The sequence below is a fragment of the Vibrio sp. QJM3NY_27 genome (assembly GCF_057785955.1).
In genome coordinates, this window is the sequence record NZ_CM173512.1 from 1,467,069 (window position 1) to 1,481,205 (window position 14,137).

16 protein-coding genes are annotated in these 14,137 nt (G+C 43.4%); 6 read left to right on the forward strand and 10 right to left on the reverse strand.

What is annotated here, in order from left to right; all coding sequences use genetic code 11:
• Positions 1-65: 65 nt before the first annotated feature.
• Together AC3CIA_RS22090 and AC3CIA_RS22095 are read right to left on the reverse strand one after the other, a co-directional pair.
• Positions 66-551 carry an exoribonuclease R gene (locus AC3CIA_RS22090; protein ID WP_081279987.1) on the reverse strand — a complete coding sequence of 162 codons (486 nt, stop codon included), beginning with the start codon at positions 549-551 and terminating at the stop codon, positions 66-68.
• A gap of 137 nt (positions 552-688) precedes the next feature.
• Positions 689-1,618, reverse strand: a complete 930-nt coding sequence (locus AC3CIA_RS22095) for a DMT family transporter (RefSeq protein WP_488519655.1) — start codon at positions 1,616-1,618, stop codon at positions 689-691.
• A 149-nt stretch (positions 1,619-1,767) separates the two neighbouring features.
• Here AC3CIA_RS22095 and AC3CIA_RS22100 point away from each other — a divergent pair, with 149 nt between their 5' ends.
• On the forward strand, positions 1,768-2,226 hold the full coding sequence (locus AC3CIA_RS22100; protein WP_009845472.1) for an Lrp/AsnC family transcriptional regulator: 459 nt from the start codon (positions 1,768-1,770) through the stop codon (positions 2,224-2,226).
• A 168-nt stretch (positions 2,227-2,394) separates the two neighbouring features.
• On the opposite strand, the gene AC3CIA_RS22105 is transcribed toward AC3CIA_RS22100, so the two are convergent.
• Both AC3CIA_RS22105 and AC3CIA_RS22110 read right to left on the reverse strand, forming a co-directional pair.
• Positions 2,395-2,637, reverse strand: coding sequence for a hypothetical protein (locus AC3CIA_RS22105; protein ID WP_017062621.1), 243 nt, complete (start codon positions 2,635-2,637; stop codon positions 2,395-2,397).
• 269 nt (positions 2,638-2,906) lie between these two features.
• On the reverse strand, positions 2,907-3,482 hold the full coding sequence (locus tag AC3CIA_RS22110) for a hypothetical protein (RefSeq protein ID WP_488519080.1): 576 nt from the start codon (positions 3,480-3,482) through the stop codon (positions 2,907-2,909).
• A 96-nt stretch (positions 3,483-3,578) separates the two neighbouring features.
• Here AC3CIA_RS22110 and AC3CIA_RS22115 point away from each other — a divergent pair, with 96 nt between their 5' ends.
• The 5 genes from AC3CIA_RS22115 (at position 3,579) to phaC (ending at position 9,124) form a co-directional block, all read left to right on the forward strand.
• A complete protein-coding gene (locus tag AC3CIA_RS22115) occupies positions 3,579-4,256 on the forward strand; it encodes an SH3 domain-containing protein (protein ID WP_114635232.1) in 678 nt (225 codons plus the stop codon).
• A gap of 530 nt (positions 4,257-4,786) precedes the next feature.
• A complete protein-coding gene (locus AC3CIA_RS22120; RefSeq protein WP_054545568.1) occupies positions 4,787-5,527 on the forward strand; it encodes an SDR family oxidoreductase in 741 nt (246 codons plus the stop codon).
• Positions 5,528-5,553: 26 nt separating this feature from the next.
• The gene (locus tag AC3CIA_RS22125) at positions 5,554-6,765 is read left to right on the forward strand and encodes an acetyl-CoA C-acetyltransferase (RefSeq protein ID WP_428784174.1); all 1,212 of its coding nucleotides are present in this window, start codon (positions 5,554-5,556) and stop codon (positions 6,763-6,765) included.
• A gap of 109 nt (positions 6,766-6,874) precedes the next feature.
• Positions 6,875-7,222: a phasin family protein gene (locus tag AC3CIA_RS22130; protein ID WP_054545566.1), complete on the forward strand. Its 348-nt coding sequence runs from the start codon at positions 6,875-6,877 to the stop codon at positions 7,220-7,222.
• Between the two features lie 75 nt (positions 7,223-7,297).
• Positions 7,298-9,124 (forward strand): class I poly(R)-hydroxyalkanoic acid synthase, encoded by a 1,827-nt coding sequence (phaC, locus tag AC3CIA_RS22135; protein ID WP_488519081.1) that lies wholly within the window; start codon positions 7,298-7,300, stop codon positions 9,122-9,124.
• A 144-nt stretch (positions 9,125-9,268) separates the two neighbouring features.
• Here the strand turns inward: phaC and AC3CIA_RS22140 are convergent, their stop codons facing one another.
• From AC3CIA_RS22140 to napF, 6 genes are all read right to left on the reverse strand, one after another.
• On the reverse strand, positions 9,269-9,406 hold the full coding sequence (locus AC3CIA_RS22140; protein WP_004731329.1) for a TIGR02808 family protein: 138 nt from the start codon (positions 9,404-9,406) through the stop codon (positions 9,269-9,271).
• A gap of 11 nt (positions 9,407-9,417) precedes the next feature.
• Positions 9,418-9,999, reverse strand: a complete 582-nt coding sequence (locus AC3CIA_RS22145; protein ID WP_017105877.1) for a NapC/NirT family cytochrome c — start codon at positions 9,997-9,999, stop codon at positions 9,418-9,420.
• 29 nt (positions 10,000-10,028) lie between these two features.
• A complete protein-coding gene (locus AC3CIA_RS22150; protein WP_004731324.1) occupies positions 10,029-10,490 on the reverse strand; it encodes a nitrate reductase cytochrome c-type subunit in 462 nt (153 codons plus the stop codon).
• A gap of 125 nt (positions 10,491-10,615) precedes the next feature.
• Positions 10,616-13,105: a periplasmic nitrate reductase subunit alpha gene (napA, locus tag AC3CIA_RS22155; RefSeq protein WP_054545564.1), complete on the reverse strand. Its 2,490-nt coding sequence runs from the start codon at positions 13,103-13,105 to the stop codon at positions 10,616-10,618.
• Positions 13,102-13,407, reverse strand: a complete 306-nt coding sequence (locus AC3CIA_RS22160; RefSeq protein ID WP_004731320.1) for a chaperone NapD — start codon at positions 13,405-13,407, stop codon at positions 13,102-13,104. Before AC3CIA_RS22160 ends, napA begins: the two co-directional genes overlap by 4 nt.
• A gap of 23 nt (positions 13,408-13,430) precedes the next feature.
• Complete coding sequence (napF, locus tag AC3CIA_RS22165; protein ID WP_017078318.1) at positions 13,431-13,910, reverse strand: ferredoxin-type protein NapF; 480 nt, start codon at positions 13,908-13,910, stop codon at positions 13,431-13,433.
• Between the last annotated feature and the right edge of the window lie 227 nt (positions 13,911-14,137).

The following is a 14,137-nucleotide window of genomic DNA, read 5'->3' on the forward strand; positions in this document are numbered from 1 at the left end:
TAACGAACAACTCGTTGAGCAGCTTTTAAGTTGAGAAGTTGAGATGCTTTTAAGTTGAAGGGACTTTATGCGTCTTTTTTGTCTTCGTTGCCTTCATTTACTTCAGCATAGAAGTGAAGCAACTCTGTTAGCTCTTTTACCCAACCAAACGCTTCTGTCGGTGCTTTCAACAAAATCTTCTCGACTTTATCACAGTGAGTTTCAAGGCTGATCGCTTGCTCAAGGTTGAACGACATTGCATAGAAGTGCCAAAGCAATAGTCGAGTCATGCGCTCGATGTTTTGTTGTGAGTTATCCGACTCACTAAACGCAAGATTCACTTCACTCAGCGCGATTGCAGTCATTCTAAGCATCGCATCAAACTTCGCTGATTGCATACGCTCTTCATTGGTCACTTCTTCCTGTTCGAACGTAAACAGTTCCGTCATTGCATCTTCAGGGACAAGGCGATGAATCATTCTTAAACTAAATTCTTCTAGTTCTTCACGAGGCATGTTGTTTAAGCAAGTTAAAGTGTAATCGCGTTGCATGGTGTTCTCTTGGATCTGCAAAAAGGTCGGACAGTTTAATGGAGAAGCGAGCTCAGAAAAAGGAGATTTTAGATAAGCCTACGTTTGTAGGCTTATCTGTGTACTACAAGCCCTAAAATTGATGTTTAGGGGAACTGTATTTAGGTTGGAACGCAGTATCAGGCTTTACTATGGCTTGGCGGTTGATACTGCATAGACTGGTCGTTTCTCATGAAAATGTTGCTCGCGACCAAGCTGCCGATACAAATTGAACCAAGTGCTAACCAAGTCATCGTATCCGGAATCTCGTTGAACAGTGGGATCGCCAACAAAGTTGCAACGGCAGGTGTTGCACTGCCAAAGGCGGCTGAGCGCTCTGCTCCTAATGTATTAACAGCATAGAGATAAGTGAATGCCGCTATTAGGCCTGCGCCGACGCCTTGCACCGCTGAATGTACGGCAAGTTCTGTGACTGGCCATTGAGCAATTGGTGTACTCATTAAATGGCTAGGGAGGGTTCCTGTAAGGATAAGGATCAGTAGTAGTAAAGTGGAACAGAATGAGATAAAACCTGCACTCACGAGCGCATTAAGGTTGGCAACACGTGCTGAGATGGTAAAAGTCGCCCACATCAAGCTGCCGCACAAAAACAACAAGTGACCTTTGGTGTATTCAAAGTTGAAGCTGCTTAAGCTATTTCCTAGAAACAACAATATCCCGAGTAAGACAAGACCTAAACCAACGACACGGTGCCGGCTAAGCGGTTGTTTAAAAAAGAGTACCGCGATTCCTGTTACGAACAGAGGAAGCGTTCCCGGAACCAAAGCACTGCCGTGTGATACCGGAACAAACTGCATGGCTGTTCCTGCAACGAGCAAATAAGGCAACCCGCACCCCACAAACATACCAGCCAAGTATCGATTCGGGACAGCTGCGATTGTACCGCGTGCTTTCCACATTAAAGGCAATAGCACCAATGCAGGTATGAGGAATCGAGTCAGTGCGATGTCTGCAGGTGTTAAATCTGAGTTTGCGCCGCCTTTAAGAGAAAGGAAAAAGCTCGCCCAGATGAGCAGAGTGACAGTAATAGATAAATAGCCAAGCTTCATAATATACAAGGAAAGTGGATGATGACTCATTATGGGGCACTTGGTGTGCCACAAGTTGGCAAGTTTTGCTCTAACTTAAGTTGTGGTTGATGATTTCTGCTAATATTTCTCTAATTATTAACGAATTTAACCAATAATCGGTATTTGCTATGGATAGGATTGATAGACATCTTCTTGAGTTGCTTCAGAAAGACGGCAGGCTAACCACCGCTGAGTTAGCTGATGAGGTTGGCTTATCGGCTTCACCGTGCGCGAGGCGCATCAAAAGACTGGAAGAAAAAGGGATTATTGATGGTTATCGTGTGAGCCTGTCACGAGAACAAGTAGGCATCGCAATGAGTGTGTTTGTTGAGGTGAGCTTGAACAACCACCAAGAAGTGTCGATTGACAAATTTGAAAGTGCAGTTGTCGAGATGGAAGAGGTCATCAGCTGCCACGTTGTATCTGGGGCTTATGATTACTTGTTAGAAGTTGTCAGCCCTAACTTGATGGCTTACGAAGCGTTTACCAGAAAGCTACAGCGACTCTCCAACGTAAAAGACATACATACCCATCTTGCGATTAGGCAGGTGAAAGGCAATGCGCCACTTCCGGTTTACACTGACTGAACAGTAGTAGGGGATACGTCTTTGGGTGAAATGAGCTGAAAACGAAATGACTTTCGTTGTTAAACTAGGGTGCTGCTGCTCTTAAAGACTGTCGTGAAATACCAGATGCGCAGCAATAAAAAACGGAGCGCCTCGCGAAAGGCACTCCGTATATGATAGGTGCAAAACTTAGTGATACTTAAAGTTAGAGATTGAACAATCCCCAGTTTGAGCGTTAATTCTGAATGAGAAAGCATGTGAATGATAATCCACACCGTCATTCCAAATCGTCTCTCCAAATATCTTACATAGCTCTAGCTCACTTACTGAACCGAACTCTTCCATGTGTTTAGCTACAGATAAAAGTTTACCTCTTATCTCCGCAGTCCATTCCGTGTTACTCAAGCAGTTGAAAGCCATAGTTTTTTGCATATTACCTAGCCAAAATGTTTCTTGTTATTAAGTTATATGAATAATCATGATAACAATTTCTTGGCGTTTGTAAATCTATTTTGTGATGAATATCTCATATGCTCGCTTGCATTGGTCGGAAATTGAACTTTATTGTTGATAGTTCGCACATTAGTTTTACAACTTATTGATAAAGCTTTGATTAACGACTTATCTGACTATTTTGGCTTGAGGGAAGCATATTTATCGGAAAAATCCAGTCGAGAAAGCGATGAAACCTAGAAATGTTTTCAGTTTGGGTCATCGTTTGTCGGTTGGTTTGTGTGGCGTGCTTCGTCAATCATCGTGGCTTCTTTGCGGTATTTTGAAGACAGCTGACGGAACTTTTCACTGAGTGTATGGAGATCTCGGGAGAGTGATTGCGAGCTTGTTACGTGCAACTGTGCGCTTTCAGTTTGGCGCGGTAGCTTTGCTTTAGCACAGTGTTGAGCCACGGCTTGCCATGAGTGGATGAGAGATTCCGTCCCATCTAGCTCGGTAGACACAACGTATGCCTGTTTTAATAGAACCTCAGAGGCATCGTAAGCGGTATTCATATGACTATTGAGCTGTAAATTAAACCTTTGTTCGTACTTTGCCCAAAGTTCAATGATCTGCTTTTTGGTGAAATGTTTGGATAACAGCGTTTGTGATTTATAGGTTGAGAGAACTTGGTTGAATTCTTTAGTGTATTGGTTGTACCGCCCTTCAAATGAGAGTTGGCGGTCCAACAGTACTTGCCAGTTTTCACGGTCACAATGGTTTGCTAGCGCGACATTAGCACTCAAAGGTACACTCACAATGATAACCTTCACCCAAAAACTCATGACTTTCCTCTACTTACTGCGTTCTCTATTGAGAGTATAGATGAGCAGCAGCATGAGTTGATGTACACTTAAAAGATACCTAAGACGGAAGAGCTGGTGGATTTGATGAAAAAAGCGCTGATCGCTTTACTTGTGTTGTTAATATTGGGCGGAGGAGGAGCAGCGTACTACTTCTTTGTTATGAAGAAAGACTCACCACCAGCAGACAAAACCGAAGAGTCCGTTGAAGAAGTTGCTCAGCCTGAAGCTGATTTAAAACCGATCATGGAACTTAAACCTGAGCCAGAACAGACAGAGTTTTACGTTCTGGATAGAAAGCTTGAAGTGGTAGAGCAGCCTGAAATTGATGGGTTGATAACAGATTACCTCTATAAAGGTGAAAAGGTCGAAGTGTTAGAGAAACAAGGCGAATGGGCTCGTATCTCAGATTACATCGTTCTAAAAGAAGGCGGGCCACAGACAGCCGAATGGGTTTCGATGTCTGGCCTATCTAATGATGAAGTGATTATTTCCGAGAAAGAAAGCATAGAGATATTGGATTCATATTTGGTTAAATCCGACGATCTTAAGATCCATAAAGAGAAGTTCCGCAATACGGTTGCTGAGCTGATCTCTGATGGCGAATGTGACCCAAGTGACTTCGAAGAATTGGGTGGTTGGGTGAAATCGGTAAAGTACAGTGACCGAGATGTCTATTTTATTTATTGCGGCGGACTATCGCTTGAAAATAAAATTTATTTAGATGTAAATACAAATGAAATATTTACGAAGTAGAATCCTGCGCTCTATTTATTAATAACATTTACTTAATCCCATTCATAGATTGAGTGGGCTTTTTTTGTCTATTCATAATGTTCAGCTTTCAAATCCAAAACGTTAATTATATTGAGGTTTATATAGAATGATAAGGAACCATTTATTAATGGCTAATTAGAGTTTTGTTATTATTCTCATGATCAATCATTTCAAATCCCCACATTGCATTCTTCTTGAAACAAGCTGAGATATATAGGTTTGTCTCGTATTAACAAAGACTTATCTTCTTGGTGATAAAAGTAAAATTAAATAAACCTTATTAAAATCAAAGTATTGCGTGGTTTTACATCCATGTAACATTTCATTGATTTTGGGACGGAAGTCTAGTTTTTAATCATGATACGAAAATATTTTATATTTGTAATAATAATTTTTGATTTTGAGCTGTAGGGTTTAATTAAAGAAAAACGTAAAGTTTAATTATCGACTAAGACATTATCTTATTAACATCATTGTTATTTAATCGCTTGTAAGGGATGGAACCATTAATGAAAAAGCTTGCTTTAATTACAGGATCAAAAGGCGGTATCGGCTCAGCAATTTCTTCTAAATTAGTCGCGGATGGCTATCGTGTTATCGCGACCTATTTTACTGGGAATTATCAGTGCGCACTGGATTGGTTTAATGAAAAGCAATTTACTGAAGATCAAGTGCGATTGTTTGAATTAGATGTCACCAACACCGCTGAATGTGCACAGAGCTTAAGCAAGTTGTTAGAAGAAGAAGGCACGGTGGATGTTTTGGTCAACAACGCAGGTATTACTCGTGACAGCGTCTTCAAAAAGATGGATGCCGAAGCTTGGAAAGATGTGATTGAGACTAACCTCAACAGCCTTTTCAATGTGACACAGCCTCTGTTTGCACCTATGTGCGAAAAGGGCAATTGCCGAGTCATCAATATTTCTTCAGTCAATGGCTTAAAAGGTCAGTTTGGACAAACTAACTACTCGGCGGCTAAAGCGGGAATGATTGGTTTTTCAAAAGCACTGGCGGCTGAAGGTGCAAGAAGTGGAGTGACAGTAAACGTGGTTGCCCCTGGCTACACAGGCACGCCTATGGTTGAGCAAATGAAGCCTGAAGTCCTTGATTCAATTAAAAACCAAATCCCAATGAAACGTTTAGCGACGCCTATAGAAATTGCAGACGCAGTGGGCTTTTTAGCAAGTGAATCTGGCGCGTACATTACAGGCGAAACACTGTCTGTGAATGGCGGCTTGTACATGCACTAATTGGCGAAACTGAAGGGAATGGAATAATGGAAAAAGTCTTTATTGTTGCGGCTAAACGTACTCCTATTGGTGCATTCACCGGGTCGCTAAAAAACGTATCTGCGGGCGAGTTAGCTGGCGTTGCGATCAAAGGAGCGTTGGAGTCCGTAGATCTTTCGTTGGATGCGATTGATGAAGTGATCGTTGGTAATGTAATTTCGGCAGGTCAAGGCATGGGGGTTGCCCGTCAAGCTTCCATCTATGCAGGGTTACCTGAGGAAACTCCTGCATACGGTGTGAACATGATCTGCGGCAGCGGCATGAAGTCGGTGATGGACGCAGCGGCGCACATCAAAGCACAAGATGCTGAAGTCGTTATTGCAGCGGGTGTTGAGGTGATGTCTCAGATTCCTTTTATTGTGCCACCGAGTATTCGCAACGGACACAAGATGGGTGACATCTCGATGAAAGACTTGTTGGTGGGTGATGGGTTAACCGATGCGTTCAATCACTACCACATGGGCATGACCGCTGAAAACATCGCCAACGCTTTGAATATTTCGCGTCTCGCACAAGATAACTACGCGTTAGAAAGCCAACAGAAAGCAGTTGCTGCGATTGAAGCGGGTAAGTTCAACGAGCAAATCGTGCCTGTAGAAGTTAAGCAACGCAGACAAACCGTCACTTTTGATACCGATGAGTATCCGAAGTCAGACGCGACATTCGAAGCTCTACAAAAGCTTCGTCCAGCCTTCGACCGAGAAGGAACGGTCACCGCTGGTAATGCTTCGGGCATCAATGATGGCGCAAGTGCCATTATCTTAGCGTCTGAATCTGCGGTCTTGAAATACGGCCTGACTCCACTGGTAGAGCTGAGCAGCTACGCACAATCGGGTTTAGACCCAAAGATCATGGGATTGGGCCCAGTAGAAGCAGTATCTAAAGCGCTAGATAAAGCAGATTTAACTTTAGAAGAAGTCGAGTTGTTTGAGTTGAATGAAGCCTTCGCTGCACAGGCGTTAGGCGTAATGTACCAGTTGTCTGAACAACATGATCTGCCGCTTGAAGCGTTCAAATCTAAAGTTAATGTCAACGGTGGCGCTATCGCACTTGGTCACCCTCTAGGGGCATCAGGTAACCGAATTATTGTTTCACTCATCCACGAAATGATCGAACAACATACCAATTATGGTGTTGCTTCGCTTTGTGTAGGTGGGGGAATGGGAACCGCTGTTTTGCTTAAAGGTATTGAGGATTAGAACTCGACATGCCGTAGGCGAGCCAAATTGGTTTTAAAGCTATTTATTTTTTAACTATTTCTTTATTAAGCTATTTCTTCACTAACTATGTATTCACCAGGAGTTACTTATGTACACGGATATTTTCAAAACAATCACAGACCAAACTGAAAAGCAGTTTGAACCGTACTTGAAATTCAATAAGTTGGTTGCAAAGAACGTTCAAACAATGACTGAACTTCAAATGAATGCGTTGCAGACTTATACCGATATGGGTCTTGCACAAATGAAAGCAGTCAGTGAAATCAAAGACGTAAATAGTCTTACAGCTTTTAACGGCCAGCAACTAACGGCACTCACTCAATTGTCTCAACAGATGATGACTGATAGCTCAAAAATGCAAGCTGCTGCAAAAGAGTTCAAAGAAGATGTTGAAACACTAACAACTGAAAACTTGAAAACAGTTACACCTGCATAAAATTAGTCGCCTTCAAGTTGGTACAGGTTGGCCTGTGCCGCTTGGTGGCGATTTTCCGATTATTGGAGTCATGTTATGTTTCAACACTTCTTTTCGGACTACCTTGTTAAGCTTCAACAAACGAACCAGCAATGGTGGGAAAATTTTGAACAAAACAAGGAAGCCGCGCAATCTCCCCTAAATAAAGCGATGCAAGAATTGAATTTTAATGATGCATCGAAAATTTTTGAGCAAGCCGCAAACCAACCAGCCGTTCTACTTCAACTGCAATCCCAATGGTGGGAACAGCAACTGCAAATCTGGCAAAACGCTGCACTGATGGGTAACACCGAGAGCGTTATCGCTGAAGATCGTGGTGACAAGCGTTTTATCGATGATGCATGGAAGAACGACCCTTTCTATAGCTTCATCAAGCAATCTTACTTGCTGTTTAGTAAAAGCTATATCGATACCATCAACTCGATTGAAGGCATTGACGAGAAAACCAAAGAGCGTGTAGCGTTCTTTTCACGTCAGGCTATCAATGCCATGTCCCCAAGTAATTTTATCGCGACTAACCCGGAGCTGATGAAGCTGACTCTTGAGAGAAATGGCGAAAACCTTCTTGATGGGTTAGAGCAGTTGCAAGCGGACGTGGAAGCGAGTGCCGACATCCTTAAGATCCGTATGACCAACAATAATGCATTCCGATTGGGTGTGGATGTTGCGAATACAGAAGGTGATGTCGTCTTCCAAAATGATTTGTTTGAATTGATTCAGTATCACCCGAAGACCCCACAAGTCAATGCGACACCATTGTTGATCGTTCCGCCGTTTATCAATAAGTACTACATTCTCGACCTTCGAGAAAAGAACTCGATGGTGCGTTGGCTGCTTGAACAAGGGCATAGCGTATTTATGATGTCTTGGCGCAATCCGGGTGTGGCACAGAAAGACCAAGAATTCGGAGACTACGTCACGGAAGGTGTCGTTAAGGCGGTCACCGCTATTGAAGACATCACCGGCAAAGAGCAAATCAATGCCGCAGGTTATTGTATTGGCGGTACGGTACTCGCCTCTACGGTGGCTTACTACGCAGCGAAGCGCATGAAGAAGCGAATCAAAACGGCGACCTTCTTTACCACGTTATTAGATTTCTCTCAGCCGGGTGAGGTTGGGGCGTACATCAATGAGACGATAATCGACGCAATTGAGAAACAGAACAACGCCAAAGGCTACATGGATGGTCGCTCGTTGAGCGTGACGTTCAGTTTGCTTCGAGAGAACAGCTTATACTGGAACTATTACATCGATAACTACCTCAAAGGCAGTAGCCCGATGGAGTTTGATCTTCTGTACTGGAACAGTGATAGCACTAACGTTGCGGCTAAATGCCATAACTTCTTGCTGCGAGAGCTTTATCTTGAAAACAAACTGGTTCAAGACAAAGGCGTAAAAGTAGGCGGTGTTTGGATTGATTTGAATAAGATCAAAATTCCAAGCTACTTTATCTCAGCCAAAGAAGACCATATTGCTTTGTGGCAAGGGACTTACCGTGGTGCATTGAACACTGGTGGAAACAAAACGTTTGTTCTGGGTGAGTCGGGTCATATTGCCGGCATTGTTAACCATCCAGAGAAAAAGAAATACGGCTACTGGTTGAACGATAACCTAGACGATTCCGCTGACGAATGGCTAAATAACGCAAGTCACAACGAAGGCTCATGGTGGACACACTGGGATCAATGGTTACAAGGCTTTGAAGCTGACGAGAAAATCGAATCTTTCAATCAAGGTTCCGAGCTTCATCCTGTGATTGGCAAGGCTCCGGGTAACTATGTAAAACAGGTGCTGCCGATTGTTGATAAGGAAGATGTCGATAAAGAGAACGTCGATCCAGAAGCTTCGGAAAATCAAGCTTAACGTTTTGCCTCTTACTTAACAGTAGAAACACCTCAACAGTAGAAGTAAGAAATGCCAGACAATAAAAAAGCCACTGAATTCAGTGGCTTTCTAGTATCAACTCATCTCAAAAATAACTGGTAAAAGTTGACGCAATTTCGATTTCTAATCGATTTCTTTGTCTTTAGTCATAGATAAAAGCCAAAGAGATACGGCTGCAACACCTGCAAAGCCACCAAGAATGATAACTGGCATAGCACTGTAACCTAGGATGTGCCAAATTACGCTTTCTAAAGTACTCATTCAATCGCTCCTTATTGCCAGCCTTCAACGCCGTGCATGTCTGGTAGTTTATGTGCGATACCTTTGTGGCAATCTACACACGTTTTTTCACCAGAAGCTAGCGCAGTTGAGTGTTGTTTCGCACTACGAGGGCTCTGCTCTGAGAAGTCCATGTAATCGAACTGGTGACAGTTACGACACTCAAGTGAGTCATTGCCTTTCATACGTTTCCACTCGCGTTCAGCAAGGTGAGCACGACGTGCTTTGAACTTCTCTTCAGTATCGATGGTTTTTGCAATGAAGTGCGCGTACAACTCTTTAGATGCCTGAACCTTACGAACAATTTTATCTGTCCACTCGTGAGGTACGTGACAATCTGAACAGATAGCACGAACGCCTGAGCGGTTAGAGTAGTGAATTGTTTCTTGGATTTCAGCAACAATAGGAGCGTGACAACCAGAACAGAACTCTTCTGTGTTGGTTGCTTGCATACCTGTGTTAAATGCACCCCAGAACAAAAGACCGCCTGCGAATCCCAAGAAAAGTACAACGCCTACCGCTGCTTTACTTGGTGTCGCGAGTCTTTTCCAAAACGCTTTAAGTAATTTTATCATATATAGCCTCTCTTACCGTCTGGCTACGATTAACGCAGTGAATCTACAGGTTTGAACTCGTTCTCAACTAGTGGTTTAGCATTAGCTTGAGGTACGTGACACTGTAGACAGAAATAACGACGAGGTGATACGTCTGCAAGTACCGCATCTTCACGGTTCATGTAGTGAGTTACACTCACTTTAGTCGCACCCATTTCTTTTGCGTTTTTCCAGCTGTGGCAAGAAAGACACTTGTTTGCGTTAAGAGAAACTTCATAGCTACGAATAGTATGAGGCACTAGAGGTGGTTGGTATACGTAGTCACTCTCGAGTACTTGGTCACGAGGGAACTTTTTGAAGTCATCTGCTGCGCGAGTAGCTTCAAGTTCACTTGCACCACGTAGAGATTCTACGCCACCAATGCCGCCTGGGTTATCCAGCTCAGCTTGAGCTTGAACTGCACCAGCTAGCAAAAGACCAGCTGATAGTAGGGCAGTAATCAGTTTTTTCATGGTTAATTTCTCCGCCTAAAGGCTAATTCTTTGAGTGGACTACTTCTTTCAAAAAGTGATGAAAAAAGTAGTCGCAATATTAAATACGTTAGATCTTGTATCTAGGTTCCAAAAGCAATTGGCGCTTAAGAAACCTTAGTGATCTTAACTGGACACTTCTTGTAATCCGTCTGCTTAGACAGAGGATCCGTTGCATCCAAGATCAACTTGTTGATCAGAATTCTTGCATCAAAGAATGGTACGAATACCAAGCCTTGTGGTGGACGGTTACGACCACGAGTTTCAACACGAACGCGTACTTCACCACGTTTGTTTTCGATAAGAACTTCATCACCACGGCGAAGGCCACGAGCTTTAGCGTCAGCAGGGTGGATGTAACAAAGTGCATCCGGTACTGCTTTGTAAAGTTCTGGTACACGACGAGTCATAGTACCTGTATGCCAGTGCTCAAGAACACGACCTGTACATAGCCACATATCGTATTCATCGTTTGGTACTTCTGGTGGCGCTTCGTATGGAGCGTTGATGATCAGCGCTTTACCATCTGGCTTACCGTAGAAGTCCCAATCAGAACCTTTCTTAGCGTATGGATCTGAACCTTCTTTAAAGCGCCATAGTGTTTCTTTACCGTCAACAACTGGCCAACGTAGACCACGAACTTGGTGGTAGCGATCGTATGGTGCTAAATCGTGACCGTGGCCGCGACCAAAGGCTGCGTATTCTTCGAATAGACCTTTTTGAACGTAGAAACCTTGAGCTTGTGCATCGTCGTTAAGCTCTTGAGCTTCAGACAGTGGGAATGCATCAACGTTGCCGTTTTTGTAAAGCACGTCGTACATGGTTTTGCCGCGGTACTCAGGCATTTTCGCAACTAGTTCTTCGCCCCAAACTTCTTCAATAGTGAAGCGCTTAGAGAACTCCATGATTTGCCATAGGTCAGACTTCGCGTCACCTACAGTTTTAACTTGTTGGTACCATGCTTGTGTACGACGTTCAGCGTTACCGTAAGCACCTTCTTTTTCGATCCACATTGCTGTTGGAAGGATAAGGTCAGCCGCTTGAGCTGTTGCCGTTGGGTATGGGTCAGAACATACAATGAAGTTGTCTGGGTTGCGGTAACCTGGCAGACGTTCAGTGTTGATGTTTGGACCAGCTTGCATGTTGTTGTTACACATTACCCAGTACGCATTGATCTTGCCGTCTTTAAGCATACGGTCTTGAACAACAGCGTGAGCACCCGGTTTAGCAGGGATAGTGCCTTCTGGAAGTTTCCAGATGTCTTCTGCGATCTTACGGTGTTTAGGGTTAGCAACCACCATATCTGCTGGTAGACGGTGAGAGAACGTACCAACTTCACGAGCTGTACCACACGCAGATGGTTGGCCAGTTAGTGAGAATGGGCTGTTACCTGGAGTAGAAATCTTACCTGTTAGAAGGTGGATGTTGTACACAAGGCTGTTCATCCAAACGCCACGAGTATGTTGGTTCATACCCATAGTCCAAAGTGACATTACTTTGATGTTTGGATCCGCGTATTGCTTCGCAAGTTTGATTAGATCATCTTGAGAGACACCTGACATTTCAGACGCTTTCTCAACGGTGTATTCAGCAACAGAAGCTTTGTAGTTCTCGAAGCTGATATCAGTCATTTTGCCTGAATTAGGGTTCGCAGCGGCTTGCTGTAGTGGATCGTCGTCACGAAGGCCATAACCGATGTCTGTCGTTGCTTGCTTGAAGTTCGTGTGTTTGTTCACGAAGTCCCAGTTAACGGCATCGTTTTGAATGATGTAGTTAGCAATGAAGTTAGCAATCGCTAGATCTGATTGAGGTTCGAAGATATAACCCGTGTCTGCAAGCTCAAAAGAACGGTGGTAGTAAGTAGACAGTACGTTTACTTTAACGTGTGGGTGGCTTAGACGACGGTCTGTAATACGAGTCCATAGTACTGGGTGCATTTCTGCCATGTTTGAACCCCACAGTACAAATGCGTCTGCGTGTTCAAAGTCATCGTAACAACCCATTGGCTCATCGATACCGAAGGTACGCATAAATGCACCTACCGCAGAAGCCATACAGTGACGAGCGTTTGGATCGATGTTGTTTGAACGGAAGCCCGCTTTCATCATCTTAACGGCTGCGTAGCCTTCCATTACAGTCCACTGGCCTGAACCGAACATACCAACGCCTGTTGGACCGTTTTTCTTAAGAGCGGCTTTCCATTTCTCAGCCATGACGTCGAAAGCTTGGTCCCAAGATACTGGTGTAAAATCACCATCTTTGTGGAACTCGCCGTCTTTCATACGAAGAAGAGGCTGTTCAAGACGGTCTTTACCGTACATGATTTTTGAAAGGAAGTAGCCTTTAATACAGTTAAGGCCTTTGTTTACAGGTGCTTCTGGGTCGCCTTGAGTCGCAACCACTTTACCGTTTTGAGTACCAACTAGTACCGAACAGCCCGTACCACAAAAACGACAAGGCGCTTTATCCCACGTGATTTTTGTTTGATCAGAGCTAGCAATCAGGTTGGTTGCTGTTGCTGGCAGAGTTACACCTGCAACGGCTGCCGCTGATGCAGCTGCGTTTGCTTTCACAAACGCGCGTCTTGTCATTTTCATACTTCACCCTCAAGTTGAGAATTGTTGCTTCCAGTTTCTAAATCCGTTTCGTCGAGCTCAGTTTCGATTTGGTGATAAACCAAAGCTGTGCCTAAAACGTTCGTAATATTATTAATTTCTTCGATGGTGTCCGTTACAAAACCTTGGTTTTCGGTTTCTAGGACTACTATGATTTTGCCTTCAGGGCTGCTGCCGTAAATCTCTGCGTTATCGAATTTCTCGATTTGTGCTTTGATCTCGTCTAGATGCTCTGGGCTCACATGCACGACTAAACTTGATATATGCACTTCATTTAGTGCCATAAATTGCTCTCGTTATTTTTGTTTTATGCATTACTCACAAGAATAGCTGAAGTAGGGCAAACTGCTACGCAGGCTCCACAACCGTTACACTCATCTAACTCGATTTTTGGTAGAGCAACACTGCCTGCTCTAAGTTGAAATTGAATGGCCATAGGTTCACACATGTCACCACAGCTTCGGCATTCAACATTTTGTTGCGCTAAGCACTTATCAGAGATACTTGCTTTTGCTTGCCAAGGTGTTTCTTCCTTGGGTTTAAAAATTGGTTCAGGACAAACGTCAGCACATTGATAACAAAAAGTGCATTCGTCTTTTGAATAGTCGACAGTAGGAAAACCACCATCGCCTACAATGATTATCTTAGTCTCACAATTTTCGATACATTTACCGCAACGAGTGCAGTCATCTGTAAAGCTTTCTAGGCTGTTAATCCAAGGCAATCGAATCTGGCTTGAATCTACTTTTCGCCTAGAAAATAGGCGTCGTCTCGATAGGTCTACCACTAAATGCCTACTAATGTTGCTAAGATGTTGTAATTGTAGATCATTGTTTTGTTAATATCTTGTCATTTATCCTCACAAGTAGTGTAGTTTTAGAAATATTTGTATAAATACCCCTTAAGGGCTAAATAGGATCCTATATTGTCTTAGATCAATAAATTACGAAGCGTTTGGTCACATATTGAATGGAGCTCTGTTTTTTGATGTGTGACAATAGGTTTCGGACAGCC

Excerpts from the sequence above, each read along its gene's own strand:
- AC3CIA_RS22095 (WP_488519655.1), bottom strand. The coding sequence starts at position 1,618 with ATGAAGCTTGGCTATTTATCTATTACTGTCACTCTGCTCATCTGGGCG.
- AC3CIA_RS22100 (WP_009845472.1), top strand. The coding sequence starts at position 1,768 with ATGGATAGGATTGATAGACATCTTCTTGAGTTGCTTCAGAAAGACGGC.
- AC3CIA_RS22105 (WP_017062621.1), bottom strand. The coding sequence starts at position 2,637 with ATGCAAAAAACTATGGCTTTCAACTGCTTGAGTAACACGGAATGGACT.
- AC3CIA_RS22110 (WP_488519080.1), bottom strand. The coding sequence starts at position 3,482 with ATGAGTTTTTGGGTGAAGGTTATCATTGTGAGTGTACCTTTGAGTGCT.
- AC3CIA_RS22120 (WP_054545568.1), top strand. The coding sequence starts at position 4,787 with ATGAAAAAGCTTGCTTTAATTACAGGATCAAAAGGCGGTATCGGCTCA.
- AC3CIA_RS22125 (WP_428784174.1), top strand. The coding sequence starts at position 5,554 with ATGGAAAAAGTCTTTATTGTTGCGGCTAAACGTACTCCTATTGGTGCA.
- AC3CIA_RS22130 (WP_054545566.1), top strand. The coding sequence starts at position 6,875 with ATGTACACGGATATTTTCAAAACAATCACAGACCAAACTGAAAAGCAG.
- phaC (WP_488519081.1), top strand. The coding sequence starts at position 7,298 with ATGTTTCAACACTTCTTTTCGGACTACCTTGTTAAGCTTCAACAAACG.
- AC3CIA_RS22140 (WP_004731329.1), bottom strand. The coding sequence starts at position 9,406 with ATGAGTACTTTAGAAAGCGTAATTTGGCACATCCTAGGTTACAGTGCT.
- AC3CIA_RS22145 (WP_017105877.1), bottom strand. The coding sequence starts at position 9,999 with ATGATAAAATTACTTAAAGCGTTTTGGAAAAGACTCGCGACACCAAGT.
- AC3CIA_RS22150 (WP_004731324.1), bottom strand. The coding sequence starts at position 10,490 with ATGAAAAAACTGATTACTGCCCTACTATCAGCTGGTCTTTTGCTAGCT.
- napA (WP_054545564.1), bottom strand. The coding sequence starts at position 13,105 with ATGAAAATGACAAGACGCGCGTTTGTGAAAGCAAACGCAGCTGCATCA.
- AC3CIA_RS22160 (WP_004731320.1), bottom strand. The coding sequence starts at position 13,407 with ATGGCACTAAATGAAGTGCATATATCAAGTTTAGTCGTGCATGTGAGC.